General features: G+C 37.5%; 9 protein-coding genes. 2 read left to right on the top strand and 7 right to left on the bottom strand.

From position 1 onward, the window contains the following. Positions 1-59 precede the first annotated feature (59 nt). From DKM50_02685 to DKM50_02705, 5 genes are all read right to left on the bottom strand, one after another. Positions 60-2,867: a hypothetical protein gene (locus DKM50_02685; GenBank protein ID PZM83199.1), complete on the bottom strand. Its 2,808-nt coding sequence runs from the start codon at positions 2,865-2,867 to the stop codon at positions 60-62. Positions 2,868-3,152: 285 nt separating this feature from the next. Next, positions 3,153-5,438 carry a hypothetical protein gene (locus tag DKM50_02690; protein PZM83200.1) on the bottom strand — a complete coding sequence of 762 codons (2,286 nt, stop codon included), beginning with the start codon at positions 5,436-5,438 and terminating at the stop codon, positions 3,153-3,155. Positions 5,439-5,793: 355 nt separating this feature from the next. Next, positions 5,794-7,251, bottom strand: a complete 1,458-nt coding sequence (locus tag DKM50_02695) for a hypothetical protein (protein ID PZM83201.1) — start codon at positions 7,249-7,251, stop codon at positions 5,794-5,796. Between the two features lie 258 nt (positions 7,252-7,509). Further along, positions 7,510-9,804 (bottom strand): hypothetical protein, encoded by a 2,295-nt coding sequence (locus DKM50_02700; GenBank protein ID PZM83202.1) that lies wholly within the window; start codon positions 9,802-9,804, stop codon positions 7,510-7,512. Between the two features lie 142 nt (positions 9,805-9,946). After that, positions 9,947-14,608, bottom strand: a complete 4,662-nt coding sequence (locus DKM50_02705) for a hypothetical protein (GenBank protein PZM83203.1) — start codon at positions 14,606-14,608, stop codon at positions 9,947-9,949. A gap of 174 nt (positions 14,609-14,782) precedes the next feature. Between DKM50_02705 and DKM50_02710 the strand changes: the two genes are divergently transcribed. Then, complete coding sequence (locus tag DKM50_02710; protein ID PZM83204.1) at positions 14,783-15,007, top strand: hypothetical protein; 225 nt, start codon at positions 14,783-14,785, stop codon at positions 15,005-15,007. A 128-nt stretch (positions 15,008-15,135) separates the two neighbouring features. Continuing rightward, positions 15,136-18,348 (top strand): diguanylate cyclase, encoded by a 3,213-nt coding sequence (locus tag DKM50_02715; protein PZM83205.1) that lies wholly within the window; start codon positions 15,136-15,138, stop codon positions 18,346-18,348. Between the two features lie 8 nt (positions 18,349-18,356). On the opposite strand, the gene DKM50_02720 is transcribed toward DKM50_02715, so the two are convergent. Together DKM50_02720 and DKM50_02725 are read right to left on the bottom strand one after the other, a co-directional pair. After that, a complete protein-coding gene (locus tag DKM50_02720; GenBank protein ID PZM83206.1) occupies positions 18,357-19,655 on the bottom strand; it encodes a hypothetical protein in 1,299 nt (432 codons plus the stop codon). After that, positions 19,579-20,721, bottom strand: a complete 1,143-nt coding sequence (locus DKM50_02725; protein PZM83207.1) for an alcohol dehydrogenase — start codon at positions 20,719-20,721, stop codon at positions 19,579-19,581. The genes DKM50_02720 and DKM50_02725 overlap by 77 nt, the downstream gene beginning before the upstream one ends. Positions 20,722-20,939 lie beyond the last annotated feature (218 nt).

Here is a 20,939-nt window from a genome sequence, read left to right on the forward strand (position 1 = left end):
GAATTATGGTTGCGGATGCTTCTGGTTTAAAAAAGAATAGTTTGTTGAAGAAGGTCAAACTATTTTTTATTAAAATGATCGAATAGATCATCTATCTCAGTCGGATCTTCCCTGAATCCATTTTCTATCTGCTTATAAATAGAATCAGCTACTTCCTGTTCATTAAGAGCATGATTTTCTCTAGCGAAAATAGTCTTGCGAAATTCATAAATTGCGACTCCGAAGAGAAACTTGTCTATACCAGGCAAATTCTGTGGCTTTATTTTATCCCATAAACATTTAACAGATTTTTCATCCAGTTCAAAATATTTAATAGCTTTGGTAGCAAAATAATTTTTCATGTGGAAGGGGACATTTTCTGTCTTACCTTGCAAATAGTTAAAGAAATATTTTACGGTACCTTCTTTTTTTCGGAAATAATTTCTAACTCTGGGATAATCATTTATGTTTGCAGATTGTTCTAACAATAATTTTTGGGCTTTGCTGACAAAATGCTTAAAGCTCGCGTTATGCTCAGATAATTTTTCAACAACCTGACGAATTGCTGTCTCTCCAAATACGGTATTCCATGGTGCTAATTCCTTACAATAATAATCTGCAATTAAAGCTTGTATTTCTTCAGCCGGCTTAACTCTTGTTATTCCCTCCAGAATAAGAGAATCGGTTCTATTTAGAGCTTCCGAATCCAGTTGAGGTGGTAATGACCAATAGCCATTATGCAGTTTTTGAAATGTTTTGCTTTCTTCTTCTGTTGCTTTTTGCATTAATTTAAGTTCATATATTTCTTCCGCCGGTATTCCTCTCTCAATCATCTTTTCAACCGATAGCTGGATTAATGGCACATTTATGTTTCTAATTTCCGCCTCAAGCGAATTAGTAAGCTTTTCGATGCTGCTTCTTTTATTTGCTTTCATTTGGGGATTATCAAGGGATACTTTCAGCATGGCGTAAATCAGCTTCAAATTGTATAGATTTATATCTGAGGTATTTTCATTTATTCTGTTTTCTTTGTAATCTGCAACCAGGTCATCTATAACCTCTGTAAGGTTTATTTTATCCTCTTTACCAAATACATTTGACATAGTGTGCTTGATGATTTCTTTAATATCAAAACTGTCACGGAATAGCTTTTTAGCAATATTTAGTGCATTCGAGTCATCATAGATAAGAGGAATAATAATGCTTTTAAGCAAGTCAGACAATTCTGCTCCATGTTCGTTAAGCTGGATATATCTGGCGATTTTAGACGATGAATAATCAATATTATTATCCTGTTTTAAGTTCTTTTTGAATTCTTTTTGAAATTCTTCAAGTATTTTCTTGTGTTTTGCAGGATCAGTGGTATTTAATTTATGTAGAATGTATAATTTAACTGTTTGGAAATAGAATAATTTTCTTCTTGCTATCATTTCATTTCTGTATGCTGGAACATCTTTTCCGCTTTTATTGCTTTCTGAATTCAGCCCCCTATGTATTTTAAGTAAATCATTTACATATTCCAGGCTATTTGTATAGTTTCCGTTGATTATATGGTAATGCATCATTAATTCTGTATTGAGTTCTTCATAGTATTCATTCGGGATCATAATTCCCTCAGCAGGTTTCTTCTGGCTTAACAACGCTTCCAATTCAGCATATTGATCTTCTCTTTCTGCTAAAGTTAAATTACCTTTGTATATCCTGCTTTGTATCTCAATAGACTTCAACTGGTAATCCATAACTTCAGGAAAACGTTCATTGTAATCTTTCAGGAGTAGTTCAATCTGATCATAATCTTTGTTATTATATGCGGCTATACTGGCTAGCCGGTACAGGTCCTTTTGTAAAGGTAAATTACTTACACGGTTTATTGCTTCCTTTAACTGACTCGACATGTCATTGCCCAAAAAGTATTGGCATAATGATTCAAATTGTTTTCTGCTTTTTGCAAGAAAAAACTCATGATAGCGTGGGTTTTTTACTTTGTAGGGTTCCCCCTTTTCTAGGGTATCAAGAATATCAATGCTGTGGGAGAGGAACTTTTTGCCCATTTCAATTAAATTCTGATCAGAAAGCGGATTTCTTTGCTGTTCATCCTTGGTTATATTCAGCTTGCTAAAAATATTGACTAGTTGTTTGTCGAATTCTCCTGCTTCTGCCAGCGTATTCATTTTTTCGTCAGAAAAAGTATAATTATCAAATATAAAAGAAAGAAACCCGAAACTATTAACATACTCGTAAAGATAATACACATTTCCCTCATCCAGGCTGTTGCATTTTTCAAAAATATCAATATAATTTGCGAATTTATCAAAAATATTTTTGAGTATATTAGCTCTTGCCTCTGTGTTAATATGACTGTTATCCAACAATTTTATCAATCTCTCAATTTTATTGGTCAAACCGGAAACTGATAATTCGGCATAATGGTTAATTGCCAGAAATTCCCGTGTTCGTGGCAAGAGGGTTGCAACTCCTGCTTTTTCCAGGTCGCTGGAGATTTCTTTTGTTCGAAAAACTGTTTCCCCTATTAATTGGCTGATATTTTTAGAATCTTCACTAAAGATTATTTTGTTGTATTCGTTAATACTTTTATTTCCTTCATTCATGCGGTTATAATGTTCATTCAGAAAGAACAAAATGACTGTCCAGACAACCAGATCATCCTTCGCGTGTTTTTTTGCCTGCGTTACCAATTCCTGGGGAGTGCCGAACTTTTTTTCTAATTGTTTATAGAACAAACTTGTTTCCAGGCTAATGACACCGGTGTCTCGTTTTCTAAAAAGGAACGTATGATCTGCTTTTTGATAAGCAGTTCCTAGCATGCCATAGAATTTATCTTGTTCATTATTTTTACTATGTGATACGCTAATAATTTTTTTGTTCATATTTATCTTTCTTAAACTCCTGTCAACGAAAATAAATTGTAAAGAATAAATCCTTATCTATATATCGAGTGTTAATTTGTTTTATTTCACCTTTAGTGTAGCCCTGATTGTGATTGATAGGAACATGTTTTTGAGTTTTCGAGAAGCATAAGTTTATTAGATAAGTACAAGTTAAAAGGGTGACTCGCGGACCGCACATACTTAATCTGAGCTTTAATGATTAATGAGGGTATTGATGATAAATCTCTCAATACCCTCAGAACATATTATATAGCAGACAGTATATTAATCGTCAAAATTGCCTTCAGGCCCTTTATCGCTTTCGAGCTTGGCTGCTCTTGCATGGATCATATCTTCAGTCCAATCTGCAGGGTTCTCAATAACCTTTACATCACGTGCAATCTTATATCCATTGGCTTCTTCAATAGCTTTGAGTGCGTAGTCAGCAGTACCTGTAGAATTGAAAACATCCGTCATCAAATGATAGACAAATGCTTCGACATCAGCGACCATACGTTCCTGAACTTCGGCAGGTTGAGCTGCAAGCATTTCATCAATTGGCTTGTTAAGATTCTTGACGTTACCGCCGGTCCATCCTTTTTCGTCTACCAGTTTCATCATAGCTTCCCATGACTCTTCGGTTACTCCTTTGCCCGGTACTTTAACCGGTTTCTTGTTTTCCATTTTGGCGTTGCCGTATTTATCAACTTCACAACCCCAGGAAATCATCTGAAGTGCTGTTGCAACGTTTGCTTTTGTTGTGTTTGTCTCCATAGCTATCTTTAATAGTTTGTAAATGCTGTTCCCAGATGTGCCATGCTGTGCTCCGGATACACCGTATTTAGCTACTGCTTCATGAATTTGGGCAGTCAGCGAAGTCTGGATACCAGCGCCGTCAGCTTCGATTCCATGGGTTGTTCCATTATTTACTGCTATCCAGATAGGATGAATTCCGTGAGCGTTGAGCCCGGCGATGAGGAATTCAGCCTCATCAGGAGTTGAGAGACCTTCCTTCCCTTTGATTTCTCCGACTTCAACCTCAAGTGAAATATACGGAGCGATTTGTTGAATAAGCTTAGCAAGCTTGATGGTTGTCAGGAGATTTTCTGCATTAGGTAGATGTGAAGGATCAAGAGCAATTGAGGTTACTCCGGCATTGATCATCTGAGGGATCTCTTTGTATGCCTTTTCTATATCAACCTCATTCTTAATGCCGTAGTGGTCAGCATGGATAGCTACAGGAACTGTAATTCCAAGGCGGTTAGAGATTTTATCGACAACTTTGGCCAGTTCAACTATATTATGTGGGCAATAAGCTTTTTCGATGCCGCCTTCTGATTTTGCGATTTCGATAATTAGTGCTGAATTCGCTTTTTGAGCTGCACGAAGCGCTCCTTCAATGACCCAGCTGTTTCTGCCGTTAACGGCTATTGACATCGCATTGCCTTTCATCTCCATAGCCTTTTGGATAACTTCGCCGCTGACCAACAGTGTGCGGGATTTCGGGAATGCTGCCTGTACATTAGGCGTACGTCCGATTTCGAGAGCTTTTTCGAAAAGTGCTTTTCTTTCCTCTGAGTCAAGGATATTAACAATACTACCTTTTCTCATTTCAGCTGTATAATCAACAGCTTTCTGGTTCTCATGGCTGATGTAGAAAATCGACGGCATTCCGCCTGTCTCACCGTAGCTCTTACCACCAACGAGAGACCCGTTGATAAATTGCTGCATACCAAGTTCAAATGAATTCTCTTCATTTACAGACCCGCCATACTGAATAGCGATCTTTTTAGCTGCTTCTGCACCGAACTTTGTAACCAGTAGACTGTTAATGTATGCGCAGGTATCGTTTGCCTGTTCAGGTGTAGCTGTTACTCCAGTGCCGATAGCCCATACAGGTTCATAGGCAATGGTAATCGGACGGCCTTTGGCAGCTAATGTTTCGACATCGGCTGTTGTTACTCCGGACAGAGCACCTTCAAGCTGCGATTTTAGCAGAGATCTGACTTGCGATATGTTTTCTGTTCCCTCTTTACCCTGAGGGTATCTGGTATCGAATTTTTCACCGATGCAGAGTACCGGGGCAAAGCCTGCTTTAACCAGCTCGTTTACTTTTTCTCCATAAAAATCATTCTCTTTTTTCGAGTCAGTAGTAACGTTCTTCCTAAAGTTCTCACGATTCTCCGAATGACCGACTAGTGCACCAAAGACAAGTACTCCCATTTCCTCAAATTCTTTTAGTTGAGCAACTGTTACATTACCGGTGTTTTCTTTCCCGGTACCTACATTAATATCCTGTGCGACGAGATTAATCTCTGTGCCTTTAATGAGTTGGGCAGTAGAATATAGAAGTGCTTGGGACGGCGCAACAAAAAATATACCGCCAGGTTTTTTATTTCTTCTTATTGTATCAACAAAGTCCTTTATCTGCTTGTCTTGCTCCTCCATTGACTTGTTTGTTTTCAGGTTCGCACCTGTAATAGGAGCGCCGTCATAGGTAACTGTGATTTTCTTCGCTGATTCACTCTTCTTCGCTCTATCTGTCTCACTTGCAATAATCTTATTATTCACTTTCTTCCTCCTTAAGTTATTTTCTTTCTTAGACAAAACACAATCTTACCTGTTTCACGACACCTCCTCATGTCACATTACTCTAAAAAATATCACCAAAGAACTATTTTGAATAAAACTCTATTCTCAATAGTATCGTAAAGAATCAAAGATAATTTCAGTATATAGTTGTTGTTATCAAATATAGCTTTATTGCATATTATTTCGCAGGTGTTTTTTTCAACGGTTTCTATTGAGTCTTATTGATATTTTGAGAGTGGTTCTTCAGATTAAATTGGTATGGATAAAGTTGTCGGAATGAAAAAAAAGGGCCGGTTCATATCCCGGCCCTTTTTTAAGAAATAATTATATAATTCTACATTCTTACAAAGTTTTCTGGCTGACCTATAAGCAGTCCTTTGTTTTTCTCACCTTCTACCGCAGAGGCTATTTTATCCCATCTTGCTTGCGATGTGCCGAACCGTTCTTGCACATTTGGGTTATCCGGGTTATTAAAGAATGAAAAAATCCTGTTGTAATCCCATATGTTCCCTGGTGAAAAGATTTGTCCAGCCAGGTCCCATTTCTGGTTAGCTACTTCGCTGGCTTCCATAAGCAACTCATGAGTAAATCCTCCGACGTTGTCATAATAGACAACTTTGAAATTGATCTGATATGTGCCGTCTCCATTATCTTTTACTGTGAGCATATCTGGATCAATGATTGCTGTTTGTAACAATCCTTTCATTCCCATTGCTGAGTTGATTGAAAAGTTCTTTTTGTTATGCGCTGCGAGTGCGCTTTGAGAAATGATAGCCAGTTGTTCAGACATCGGGCCCTCTGCTTCTTTTTGAAGTTTCGCAAGGAGGTTCTCTTTAGTAAGGATTTCTTTTGCTTTGACATTCATTGTAAGTGTATAGAATGAAGAACCTGCGACATTTGCGCGGACAGCATAAGCATCGATATTGGCTACTCCGGCAATGTCATTTGCAACAACCTTTGCGGCTTTAGCAAACCCTGTAGATTGAGGGGCAAAATTGAGATCAAGCTGCTCCAACAGATCTGAAGGTGTGCGTGAATGTATGGAAGACAAGTTTCCGGAGATAATTTCAAAGCCATCAATATTTTTTGCCAGTGCACGAAGTAATACTGTTCCTCCATGAGTGGTGCATGATCCGGTATATAGAAGTGCAGCTGTTGTCGGGTTTGTTGCGGATGCCAAATTTAGCCATTTGTTCTGAGGTATATTGTTTCCCATATTAACGCCAAACAGCATGTGAGGGATCTCGGTCCCTTTAGGTATATTCTTTCCTGGAGCAGTTCCAATAGTGAGAAGTCCGGGATATTGCAGATAACCCTGCATAAACTCGTATTTTACCTGTCCTGTAGCATCAATCATCATAGCTGGATTTCCTGCAGCTAATAGAGGAGGAAGCATTTTAATATCAGTTCCATCTTTTTCAAAATGCAATCTGGCAGGTAATGCTTTTCTTCCGTAATCAGAGTCAAACACAATATCCATGCTTCCGTCATCATTTCTTGAGATAACGTTTATACCTTTTATTATCCTTGCATAAGAATAGTTTGATCTGGAAGCAAAATCTGCACTGGAGTCCATTGCTTTAATCCAGAATTTATCTGTCCAAGGCTCATCGGCATATTTAGCCCGGGTAATGAGATGGATATCTATCGGATGTTCAGCTTTCGGTCTTAACATCGCTAATTCAAGTGTGGTAAATCCGATTTCTCCTCCTCCTCTGATAATGACTTTTGCCGGAGCATTTGTTGTCGTCTTTTCGATGACCGCCCTTGAACTTATTACTTTAGTACGCATTAATATGACCTCCTCTGATATTTTTGTGAAATGTATAAAGTTATATCGAAGGATTAATCGGAAAGTTTCAGTAAATAATTAATTTCTAAAAACAACAATATAGTATTGTCTTGATATCTGCACAAATTTATGTGCGACTTATCAAAAATCTTGCTCATGGGCATGGGTGTCGTCCTGTGGAAAGAGGCTGAAGTAGGCATGAAGCATATCTGCCATAGATTGAGTCAATGTTTTATTAAAGGGCGCAGACAATTCTAGTTAATAATCTCCATTTAATGCGTCCCTGATAACGTTAGCTATACCGGAATGGTAAATCTTTTTAATAGCTGTTTTAACAATATTGATATCATTATTATTTTTATACGCCCAATTAATTATATGAGTATATTCCTCTTCAGTTAATATTTCCTGTAATTTCGACTGCCAGGCTGCAGAATGTTCCTCTTCGATTATCATATCTTCAGCGGTAAAATCATCTACCGCAGCCAAATTCCCAGAATAAAAGCCCATTCCCATTGTATTTTCCGGTTCTTTTTCTTTTAATGATTTAATAAGCAGAATACCGAGCCAGCCATAACTTATAGCAACCAGTTCCATTAATGCCGTAAATTTTTCCCGGGGTGAGTTATAAAAACCTTCAAATACCTGTTCGATTTCTTCCTGTGTAAATAGTAATGATAACAATGTTATTGCCAGCTTAGCTCTTGCTTTTTCTTTTTCTCCCCAGCTTTTCTCATGTGTAACCAAAAGGTAATCGTTATTATTATTCAATAACATTTGGTCGATAATTTCCTTGAAATTATCTTTTAGCTGGCTGTCGCTTTGGGCTAGTGAGAACAAAGCATGCTTGGGTATGTGCCGTTTAATATAATTATTTTGCTGCCATTCGTTGACCTGCGAGACAATATCACTCCAGGCATTAGGATATCCCATCGCCAAAGTTTTAGCCTGAGAATCTGATAAACCAGGGTTTTGTCTCCTGATCTCCGGATATGTCTCAAATAATATTTTTCTCCAATTATTGGGGTAATGTATGGCAAAATTAATGACAGCATAATCTGTTAGCCCGAGATTTGCTGTTTTTATTTCCTGGGTGGTTTCATGCAGAATTTTTTTCCAGGTATTGGGGTAATGTATTGCCAGGTTAATGACAGCATAATCCGCTAGTCCGGGGTTTGCTGTTCTTATTTCCTGGGTAGTTTCATGAAGAATTTTTTCCCAGGTATTGGGGTAACTTATGGCTAACTTCTTTGTGTCAGCATCGGATATGCTGGGCGCCTGTTTTTTTATTTCGTTCATCGTTTCAGATAATATCTGTTCCCATTTATTGGGATAGCTCATAGCCAGCTGTATACAATAAGAATCGGATAATTCTGGATTATCCCTTTTAATTTCCTGCGTTGTTTTATGTAGAATGTCCCTCCATGTCCCAGGGTAATTAAGAGCTAATTGAGTGCAGTAATAATCAGATAATTCGGGATTCTCTTCTTTTATTTCTTGTATCCGGGACAAAACAATTTTCCAGGTATTGGGATTTTTTATTGCCAGTACTTTGCAGTCATAATCGGAAAGACCTGGGTTTTTCTCTTTTATTTCCGTTACAAGATTTAAAATGTTTTTCCAGTTTTTGGGATGTTTAATTGCTAATAGTTTAGCTTCATAATTGGAAAGATCAGGAAAGTGGGCTTTTATTTCTGTTATCGTTTCATTTAAGATTTTTCGCCAGGTATTAGGGTACGTGATTGCGAGTTGTTTACAATCTGTATTGGAGATAGTAGGGTTTTCTGCTTTTATTTCTGCTACCGTTGTATACAGGATTTCTTTCCACTTGTCCGGGAAAATAATAGCTAATTGCTTGCAGTCGTAATCGGAAAGATCAGGGTTCTCTTGTTTTATTTCATAAATAGTCTTCAACCGGATCTTGCTGTTATTGCGCGCTGCCCGGTCAATGTTAGATTTGCTTAATTTATAGGTGGTTATATATTTATTTAAGATACCAGCGCTGATGGCTTTATTTATCTGTTCTTCCGTCAGGTCCAAGTCTTTATTATTCAACAGTTCTCTTTTCTGCTCTTCTATTCTGTTCTCAATTTCTTTCCAGTTTTCAACTACCCATTCTTTATCGTAATCTGGTAAATCCATATTATTTATGCAGATGCTGTTAATAAAATAGTGACTGTCCGGTGCAGCTTGCCCGGATAACTGTTTGAACCAGGGATTAGTAGTATTGGCAACCTTTTTTCTGGAGCGTGTTGTTAGCAGATATTCTATCTTCATGTTAGCAGGCAGGTCCATAAAATCATCTAAAGAAGCTTCTGTTAGAATCTTCAGTCGGGTATGATAAAAATATTGCTCAATAGCCTGACAGGTTTGTTCATCTTTATTTTTCGCATATATGTGCAAAAGTTCTTCCGGGGCTATTCCGGTTGTAAGAAAAGCTTCCCGCAGTGATCCTGCTCCACACTTTTGCCTCACGAATTTTTCGAATGCGGCAGGCAGTGAATCCTTTGTATTGTTTATTTTTATGTTGATAGCTATTAATTTGTTGTTCATTTTTTTCGACACTATTAGTAATTAAATATATTTTTAATATACCCGTTTTGATTTTTTATAAAACATAGCGATCAAGCTATTCGCCTCATCCCGGGCAAAAAAGTGTGGAATTTACATGTAATTGCAAAGGCAGCCTGGTTGTTTATCCGTACTGTAAAATCTTGGCTTGGTTTAGTAAGAAAGAAGTTCCCTGGTTATGCTTTAATCCGAATAATTCAGGTATCGATATTTGTTCGGATTTGGGATGTTTATTGCCTACCGTTATACTCAGCCCGGTTTTAAGGAGATGAAGATCACTTCCCTGTCCCTGGTCCCCGATGGAGATCAGATCATCAGGCTTAATATCGGTAATCTTTGAAAATTGATCTAAGGGCATCGATTTATTTTGATCTTCAGAAACTATTAATACAGAATTTTCAGATGGGGAGGCACGGTATGGCAGATCATCAAAAAGATCAAAAATACTATTTAAGGTGAAGGCGGCTTCAAGAGGGTTCATATTAAGTTGTTTTAATAAAACCCTGTAGTTTTCAAATTGCATTTGAGATTCGTCGAGGCCTAAATATAATGTAATAATTTTTTTCAAAGCATCAGCGTTTAAACTATCAATGGTGTTTTCCGGATTATTTTTAATAATAGTTTCAAAATCTAATGCACCATTTGTTACGTATTCCCCGGTGTTAATAAAGGTCCCACCTTCACTGGATGAAATATAGAGGTTCTTGAGTATATCGGGGGAATAGCCTTTTTCTGTAAGTCTATTATAAAAAGTTTTGAGGAAACCTGTTTCTTTCAGAACAAGACTATGTACATTCCTTGCTGTGAAAATCCCTATAGGTATACCTTCTTTTAAACGATCGAGGATAAAGTCCAATATATTCAGATCAAACTTGCCGTCAACTGATGTGATAGTGTGGTCGATATCCATAACAAGCCCTTTGTACGTATGTTCTAATCGGCGCTCAAGATCGAGCTTAGCTGTACTATGAATAGACCTTTCATGCCTTTTATCCTTATTTATTACGAGAAAAGAATTGAGTCTGTCTTTTTCATAATTTGTTTTAAATATGCTAAAAAGCTTGTTGTCCCAGATGGTAGCGAAATCTCTCGTGGTATGATTTTTTAGAACTTTTTTCCTCGATACTTCTCTTTCCTCTTCTCTTTTTAGAGCCCAGGATTTTAACGAGGTCTCATCTGCATCGATAAAGATAGAATAATCCAGCAACTTATGTAGATACTCATAAGGTCCGGATTTGTGATGAAGAACATTTAATCCTTCCACCAGAATAATTGGGGCGGATTCTATAATTGCTTTTTCTCCACCGGATTTACTATTAATATGGTCATAACTTTTTTGAATTACCTTTTTTCCTTGCTTCAAGTTTGATATTCTCTTGATAGTGGCTTTTATGTCATAAGAATCGGGATGAGTCTTTTGTATGCCATATAGTTTTAGCATCCAGTCGGGTAAAAAATCGTTATCAGTCTCATAGTGGCTTGTAGCAGCAGATCCCTTGCAGTCAACTTGCTCATTATTTAACTTATCAAAGATCAGATTAATAAGGAATGCCAGATCTTTCGTAAAAGAAGTTTTTCCGGAGGCAATGGAACCAGCGATGCCTAATATTAATCGATAATTCTGGTCCCCGGTTTCTTTCGCTTTCATTTCTCTTAATGTAATAATATTTATGGATATTGGAAGAAAAGTATTCCAGATTTCCAGTGGCGTTAATTTTGTTTGCGTAAAGACTATTTTGCTTTGGCATATTTCGAAAAACAAAGACATTTTTAATCTCATAAATTGCGGGGCTATCTCAGAGAACAAAGGATGTGAGGGCGGACAATACTGATTGTCCTGATTAACCTGCCTGTCATAGGCAATGAGCCTGTGCATAAGGAAATCCGACGGCTCATTAAATAATTCGGGTTTAGATAGAACCTGTTCAATCCAGGTTGCCCGTTCATTTTCAGAAATTAAGCTGTCTATTGCATTTCCTTCGGAAAAAGGGGGAAGGTGCCCTTTCATGGAGAGCGGTATTTTTGGGAGTGATGTTTTAATGCCGGTTTCTTGCGAATGATTTTTCCTGGCGGTAATCTCCAGTCTTTGGTCCATAATGGTTGGAATTGATTCTATCGGAATTTCCTGAGAATTTCTGTATAAAAAATCTTCCGGATGAGACAGACGGAGTTTAAAATAGTCATTATACATCGATAACTGTGTAATTTGCTGATGTACATCACACATTACGCAGGAGAATCCACTATCCTGAAGGTATCCTGAATACTCAGGTGCGGTGAAGTAGTGATAAAGTTCTTGAATCTCTTTATCCATACTTGTTAATCCGCTCCTGAAGTCCTCTGCCATAAACTGGATTTTTTCTAAGTAATAGTTTAATATTCCAGTTGAAATCCCAAACCAGCTGTTTCCTCCTATTTTACCTCCGCCTAGCATCATATCCCCGGAATAAGGATAGGTACTTATTAGTTGCAATAGTTTTGCAAATTCATCAGTCCGGCCTTGATTATACTTGATGAAAACAGGTGAATTCATTAATGACGGATCTGGTCTGACTCCATCCAGTATTTTCAAAATGCCCTGGTCTTTGAGTAATACGTGGGCCATGTTTAAGGTTTTTTTCACACTTGCTATTCCAATATTTCTGTCATGCGAATAATGAGCAAATTCTTCATCATCTTTCGCTTCGTTGAACTTTATGCCCGGGAAAGAAAATACTTCATGAAGAACACTTGTAAAATCAATATAATCGAAAGAGTCATTTAAGCCTTTTTGATAAATATAGTCTAAAATATCTTCCTTTCGAAGGTCCAATACTTCAAGTTTTGCCTCAGGGTTGAGATCGTGAGTTTTGCTTAAAAACTCTTTATCAATATCAAATGCAAAGTACTCGATAGTAAGATCTAACGCTTTGGCACACATGCGGTTATAGTATACTTTTTTCCCGTTTCCAGGACCAAAAATCACAACTTTTAAGGGCCTGGATAGATTTAATTCTTCATTGTATTCCTTTAAGCCCTTAGCAAAATCGTGATGATACTGTGGGTAAAGAAAATGTTGGTCCGTTGCAAAAAATGGACTTGCAGGAGAATCTCTTAAAATTGAATCCAGAAATAATAACTTTTCATCATCAGTCAGTTCGAACTTTAATTCAGGATCATTTAAAAGGTCCATACATTTTTCAATATGTAAATTATTATCAGAAAATAGAAGAAGCTCCTTTAAAGTCTTCATAAAAAGATCTTTGTTTTTATAAGTCCCGGGAGAAAGATTTAGGTCATAAACAGAGTTCTTTTGAATATCCCATTTAATAGTTAACCCGTTATCTTCGAAAACTCGAATCTCTTTAATATCTGCGTTAAAATAGTTTTTTAAATAATCAATTATATTTGGGTACCCTCGAAGAATATGTTCCATTCCTTTAACAACAGAAGTTCCTTGTGCAGATAAAGCTGCCATTATCAGGACCATTGTAGCCCGGAGATCTTTTCCTTCGACAACAGTTCCTTGAAGTTTTTGAACACCCTGGACGATGAAGTCATGACTGCCATCCAGAATCTCGATTTTTGCCCCCATTTTTTTGAGTTCCAATAAGTATGAATCACGATCTCTCAAAAGAGTATCACCAAGCCTGAAACAAACATCTTTTTTTAAGGTTGCAGCAAGAGCAATGAATGGAAGCATGTCAGAATTAGTTCGTGGCAGATATCCTGCTTCGATTTTGTCAGGAGCATATGGTTTAAGGTCTGGGTCGTTTGATAAAGTTAAACAGTCCTTGCCTTCGATATGGGAAAATTGAACGTGAATGCCTAAGTCTGAAAGGTGATCTATGGTATTTCCAAAATCTTCTTTACGAACGTCAACGACTGTAACCGATCCGTTGGTCATCGGTCCGAGAAGTGCAAATGATAAAGCCCAGGTCCGGTCCGGAGGTATTTCAAAAACAGCAGGATCTGTACTTTTATTGATCCCTTTATTAACCCTAATATATGATCCGGACTCGTTTTGAGAATCAAAGTGAACCTCAATGTCAGCACCCAGCGTCCTTAGGAATTTTGCAGCGTCCAGTATTTCGGTTTCTCTGGGAATATTTGAAAGCAAAAGGTTTTGGTTTAATTTTGAGGCAACGATCATGGCCAAAATAGTTACGGATATCTGAGGCTTTTCAAGATTAATATCTATTTTTTTCGGGAAATGTTCATCAAGCATTGCTTCAACTCCATCATGAAGCATTGTATAATTCATCCCCATTTTTTCTAATACCTGAAGATGTTGTGAAACCGGGCGATCTCCTATTTTATCTCCTCCGGGATATGCGATTGTGACTTTGCCTTTTTTTGTAAGCAAAGGAGCAATAATATGAAACGAGGCGCGAATGCTTTGAATCAATGAGTTTTTTGGTGCTAAGTTGTTAATTGAACTGGGATCGATCGTAAGTACCTGACTGCTTTCAGAATATTCAGGTTTTGCACCGATATCTTTTAATATCTCGACCCAGGAAAAAGTATCTAAAGTTGGCGGGACATTATGGAGGATAACTTTACGGTCAGCAATTAATGATGCCGTGATCATCTCCGCGACACCCCATTTACTGCCTGGAGCTTTAAGCGGGAATTCTGAAGAAAACAGAGGCTTTCCTCCGCTTATAATAAGCTCGGTTTTTTTAGCTTGATTAAGTTTCTTTGTGAAAATACTTTCAGCATCGGCTAAACGGATAGTTTTATTTAGACAGTCTAAAGGGAACCCGAAGGTTTTTTCTGGAATAAAAGATATTGTTTTATTGATCAATCTGGGTCTCCTTCATTCTTATATTGAACTAGTCTTTGTTCATATAGGTTATCTTGGACAAGAGCTACGTAATCTTTATTCCATTGTAAATTTTTTGCATATTTCGGTCCTATGAATATATCGAATGATCTGAGAGGGAGATTCATTAAAATAATTTGATTATAATTTGATTATATGGAGTTGTTTAATAAAGTGGATGCATCTATAATCACTCAAAATAATTCAAAATATACAATGAATTTATTCGGGTTTATTGTAAAAAAGTTTATGATTGGAATCGTGGAATGGAAAAGAAGAAAAAATTTTTGTCTGAACCGGGATTTCATGCGTACCTGTTTTCTACTTTTATCCTGGCTTTTTGTTTGCCTTTTCTTGATTGTATTATTGAATCAGTCTTAATTAATTTGTATGGTTACCTTTTTCTAGTGTGGGCTGTTATTATTGTTTTATTGTTTTTTATCTCACGGGTATTGATGGATCAAAATGATAAGGTAAGGTAATGTAAGGTAACGGTAAGGTTGAGATAAATGTTTAATCCTTTAATCATTTTAGCAATTGTTCTTATTTATTTAGTATTATTATTTCTTCTAGCTTTCTGGGTTGAAAAAAAGGCTGCTGCTGGTACTAATATTGGCAATAATGCATATATTTATTCCTTATCATTAACTGTCTATGTTACCGCCTGGTCATTTTATGGCAGCGTTGGCAAAGCTGCCTCAGCTGGAATGCTTTTTCTGCCCATCTATCTAGGGCCTTCTATTGCCTGTGTGGTTTGGTGGACAATACTAAAAAAATTACTAAGAATTAGAAATACCTATAGGATATCGAGTATTGCCGATTTGCTTTCACTTCGCTATAACAAGTCGCTCAGGATAGCAGCTTTATCGACATTAATAATGGTCGTAGGAGTTGTTCCCTATATTTCTCTCCAGCTTAAATCTATTATATTGACCAGCAGTTTGATATCCCAGAAGTTCGTAAATTTCAATATGGATTTAGGGCTCATTTTTGTACTCTCTTTGATTTTTTTTACCATAATATTTGGAGCGAGGAGGCTTATACCTACCGAAAGACACCAGGGCATGGTAGTAGTGATAGCTGTTATGGGCCTGGTTAAATTAATCAGTTTTCTGGCTATCGGTTATTTTGTGACCTATTATTTGTTTACAGGGGTTCAGGATATATTTACCGATTTTTTACATCATCCTGGCTCAAGGCAGATATTAGAAATTCAGTCTTCTAAGTCATATTTCTTTACCTGGGCATCGTATTTTTTACTAGCTTTATTTTCTTTTATGTTCCTTCCTAAAGTGTATCATATGAGTGTTATCGAGAATTTTGAGGAGAAACATATATTCACTGCGATGTGGCTTTTTCCTTTGTATATGTTTCTTTTTGCAGTTTTTGTTCTTCCGATTGCGATGGCGGGTTTGATTTTAGGATATCCTGCCGCACAGGCTGATGTTTTTGTTTTGGCATTACCGCTCAATTCCGGTCATCCCTGGGTATCAATATTTGGGTTCCTTGGCGGATTTTCGGCGGCTATGGGTATGACTATTGTAAGTACCTTAGCGGTATCCATTATGGTTACTAACCATTTTGTGTTGCCATTATCAAACTATTTTAAGCGCCTTAACTTTCTTAAAAGGTATGTCCTCCTATCCAGATGGAGCACTATCGCTATTCTTATTCTTTCAAGTTATTGGGTTGAGCGTCAGATCGGTGCGTATTTCTCTCTTGTTGATATGGGATTAATTTCTTTTGCTGCTATTATTCAACTTGTCCCGGCGATTATCGGCGGGTTTTACTGGAAGAGAGCTAACGAGTCAGGAGCATTTTTAGGTATTAGCGCAGGGTTTATAGTATGGCTGTATACAATGATAGTTCCTTTATTTGCTCAAAATAATACTATAATTAGTTCTCTTGTTAAATCTGGACCGTGGGGCATCGGCTTATTAATTCCCGAACACCTTTTTGGACTGTGTAGTTTATCTCCTGTAAGTAATGCGGTTCTATGGACACTCTTTTTTAATATTAGTTTCTATATATTCGGTTCATTATATTTTGAACAGGCTAGAGAAGAGCAACTATTGCTGGAAGAATTTGTCTCAGTGCCGGTCCCTCGGATATTTCCGATTAGACATATAGAGATGCCAACAATCGATAGCGGTTCAAAAATGAATAGAATAAAAGCGCTGTTCAGTCAGTATTTACCAGGACCTCAGGCCGTGGAGAGAGCTAACCAGTGCTTTTTTTCTTTAAGTCTCTCTGATAAAAATATGATATCAATTCTCGAGCTGTCAGATTTACGAAATGAAGTGGAAAGACTTCTTTCTAGTTTCGTTGGTGTTGCGACTGCTCATCAGGTATTGATAAATTTTGATATTTTTACGCCCGAAGAGGAACAAACGCTCAAACGGGCATATTCCGATATCATCGCCGAATTGAAACTACCTCCTTCAGAATTGCTCGCAAAAATTGATTATTACCGGGATAGAGAGCTGATTTTGGCCAGCCAGGCAAAAGAGCTGGAAGAAAAAATACAGGAAAGAGATAACGAGATCTCTACAAGAAAACAGGTTGAAGAATTACTCAGAAATTCCGAACGAAAACTTGCGGATATCCTTGATTTCTTGCCCGATGCTACCTTCGCTATCAATACTAACGGCGAAATAATTTTGTGGAATAAAAAAGCCGAAGAACTGTTTGGGAAGAAAGCAAGCGAGATGCTTGGCAAAGGAAATTATGAATATTCAATCCCGTTTTATGGAACAAGACGTCCGGCACTCGTCGATTATGTTCTCCATTCATCTGAAGAAATTGGGAAAATGTATGTAAATCTTAGAAAAGAAGATGGATCTATCATCGGCGAAGAGTTAACCCTCAGCGCAGAAAGGGGTGGTCGTCATATTCTTGGTACGGCGTCACCTTTGTACGATTTTGAAGGGACCATGATAGGTGTTATTGAATCTCTGCGTGATATTACTGATCAGAAAAAAACAGAAACAGAGATTATGGAACTTACTAAGAATTTGGAGCGAAGAGTTGCCGAGCGTACCAAACAACTTGAAGCTGCAAACAAAGAACTGGAAGCTTTTTCGTATTCGGTTTCTCATGATCTTCGGGCACCACTCAGAAGTATAGGCAGTTTTTGTCAAATATTGGTAGAAGAATATGAAGACGTGCTAAACTCGCAAGGCAAAGATTATCTTTCGCGAATTAATAATGCTGTTAATCGTATGAACATGCTTATAGATGATCTGCTGCGATTGTCCAGGATTTCTCGCACCGGAATTAACTATAGAAAGGTTAATCTCAGTAAAATCTCCTGGGAAATACTCTCCGAGCTTATGAAAGACAATCCTAATCGTAAAGTAGAAATAAAAGTTCAGCCGGATGTTATTGCTGAATGTGATCTTGACTTGCTGCGAATCGTTCTGGAAAATATCTTGGGAAATGCCTGGAAATTTACCAGCAAGAAAGAGATAGCCAGAATTGAGTTTGGAACTGTCGTTCAGGACAAAAAAACTGTCTATTTTATCAGGGATAATGGTGCCGGGTTTGATCAAAATTACATAGATAAAGTATTTCTGCCATTTCAAAGGCTGCATTCAACTGATGAGTTTCCAGGTTCCGGGATTGGACTTACCATTGTAAAAAGGATAATTGACCGTCACGGAGGTAATATCTGGGCTGAGGGAACTATTGAAGGGGGATCTGTTTTTTATTTCACCCTATAATGCGAGTTTTATTTTAATGACTTTTCTCCATTATGTCGTTCGATGGTAAAATAAAAACTGGTCCCTTTATCCGGTAAAGATTCCGCCCAGATATCTCCACCGTGTTTTTTTATTGTTCGCTGTACGATCGCAAGTCCAACTCCAGTTCCTTCAAACTCAGATCTGGAATGTGCTCTGTAAAATGGTTTGAATAAGTTCTCCGCATATTTCATGTCAAATCCGGCACCATTATCTTTAATATAGAAGACCCTGGAGCTATCGGTCATTGTTTCCCCGAATTCAATTATGGCTTCTTCCTTGTTCTTTGTGAATTTCCAGGCATTACCAAGAATATTTTCCATTGCTATTCGGAAATATCGGGCATCTACATCAACAATAATGTTTTGGGCAATGATGAACCTGCCTTTTCTCTCTGGGTTTTTTTGTTGTAGCTCGGCAGCAATTTCAGTAACAATATTACTAAGGTTTACAGATTTTACCTGTATTTCTTCTCGGGTAATTTGAGATAGGCTCAACAGATCCTCGATTATTTGTGCCATGTGGTTGCTTGAGGCTATGATTTTGTTCAAATAATCCCTTGTTGTGTCATCAAACTCGTCCGTTTCGATGATTATTTGTGCGTAGCCGTTTATTGATCTTAGCGGAGACCTTAGATCATGAGACACACTATAAGAAAAAGATTCAAGTTCTTTGGTGTAATCTTCCAGTTTTGCTGTTTTTTCTTTCACTTTTTCTTCAAGTTCGGCATTAAGTTTTATGATCTTATTTTCCACGTCAATACGTTGTGTTACATCTCGTGCGAGAGCGACTATATAGTAAAGTTGTCCCACCGTTACAAAATTGAGAGTTACTTCAACCGGGATCAAACTGTTGTCTTTTTTTATAAGTCTGGAGCTGATTATATCATTTGTTTTTGTCCCTGATTCAAATTCTGATATTATCTTATTTAATCTATGAACTTCAGTTTGATCAAATATAGCGCAAAAGGACATTTTCGATAAGTCTGCTTCTGAATATCCAAGGTTAATAAGTACCGCGTGATTATAGTAATCAATTGTTTCTGTAGGGATATTAACTAATAATAAAAGATCAATACTCCAATCAATAAGTGTCTTGAATTTTTCTAGTTCAGCTATCCTTTTTTGTAACTCAGGATAATAACTTTTACGAAGGGATTTTTCGCCAAGCCCTATAATCTTCTCTCTAATAAGATCCCATTTTTCAACGTCATCAGAGCGCATTTTTGTATATTCCTTCAATGTCGGAGACTGTTGGCTTTTTTGGATTTGTATAAACACAAGGATCATTAATTGCTTTATCAGCTAATTGTTTTATAAATGATTCTTTTAAGCCTATTGCTCTAAGTGATGGAGGTAGGTTAAGCTCCTCTTGCAATAATTTAAGTCGATTAATGATAACCTCTTTTTTTTCAGTACTGTTTCTTCCGTTTAAATTGAGTCCCATTGTTTTTCCTATTATCTTATACTTTTCCTCACAGGTATCGTAATTAAATTCAATTGCCCAGGGCAGTAGTATTGCATTGCTTTCCCCATGGGAAGAATCCAGGAAGCCGCCAAGACTGTGAGCCATAGCATGAACAACTCCAAGGCTTGCGTTGGAAAAGGCAAGCCCGGCCAGCAAACTGGCAAGCATCATGTATGATCTGTATTCAAGGTTGTCAGGTTCGTCGTAGGCACACTTAATATTTAACGTTATGAGGTTAATAGCTTCAAGGGCGTTCAAGTCCGTTACAGGGGAGCTGGCATTTGACACGTATGCTTCAATAGCGTGGGTCAGCGCATCTAATCCGGTGTGAGCGGTCAATTTAGGGGACATAGTCGTTGTTACCACCGGATCAATAAGGGACACCTCAGGAACGAGAGCCTTACTTATAATCGTAATTTTATTCTTTTCCTGAGTGTTTGTTATTATGCAGAATTGGGAAATATCAGCAGATGACCCTGCTGTTGTAGGAACGCAGATAAGCGGTGGGGCAGGTGTGGGTATCTTGTCTACGCCTTCAAATTCTAAGATGTGCAAGTTGTTAGTGCTTGCGATACCAATCCCTTTGGCACAATCGATAGGGCTTCCGCCTCCTACAGCAATGAGGAGATTACATTTTTCCCTGTTATAAACTTCTACGCCTTCTTCAACTTCCGTTTCCCGGGGGTTCGGATTAACATGATGATATATGTGATAGCCGATATTCTCAGCTTCTAATTTGGCGGTTACATCCTTAACCCAACCGGCTTCGATGATGCCTGGATCAGTAACTAGCAGTACTTTTGATGCACCAAGGTTTTTAGCGTATAATGCAGCCAGATTCCGGGCGTTATTCCCGAAGATGAACTCAGGTGCTACAAATTTTCTCATTTCAAACTTCGTATATATTTATACCACCCCACAATAGGCGAGTTTTTGTTTTTCGCATTATAGTAATGGCAGATAAGAATAGCAATATATTATTATTATCCGATGGTGGATGGCTTTGTCGCCTAATCCCTCCAATCACGATTTCTAATCCTATTCTTGGGAGGATTTAGAGCTACTAAAAAAATAATAAAATTTGTAGTAGAATAAGTTTGTGTTAT

This window comes from Candidatus Margulisiibacteriota bacterium (assembly GCA_003242895.1).
GTDB lineage: Bacteria > Margulisbacteria > Riflemargulisbacteria > GWF2-39-127 > GWF2-39-127 > GWF2-39-127.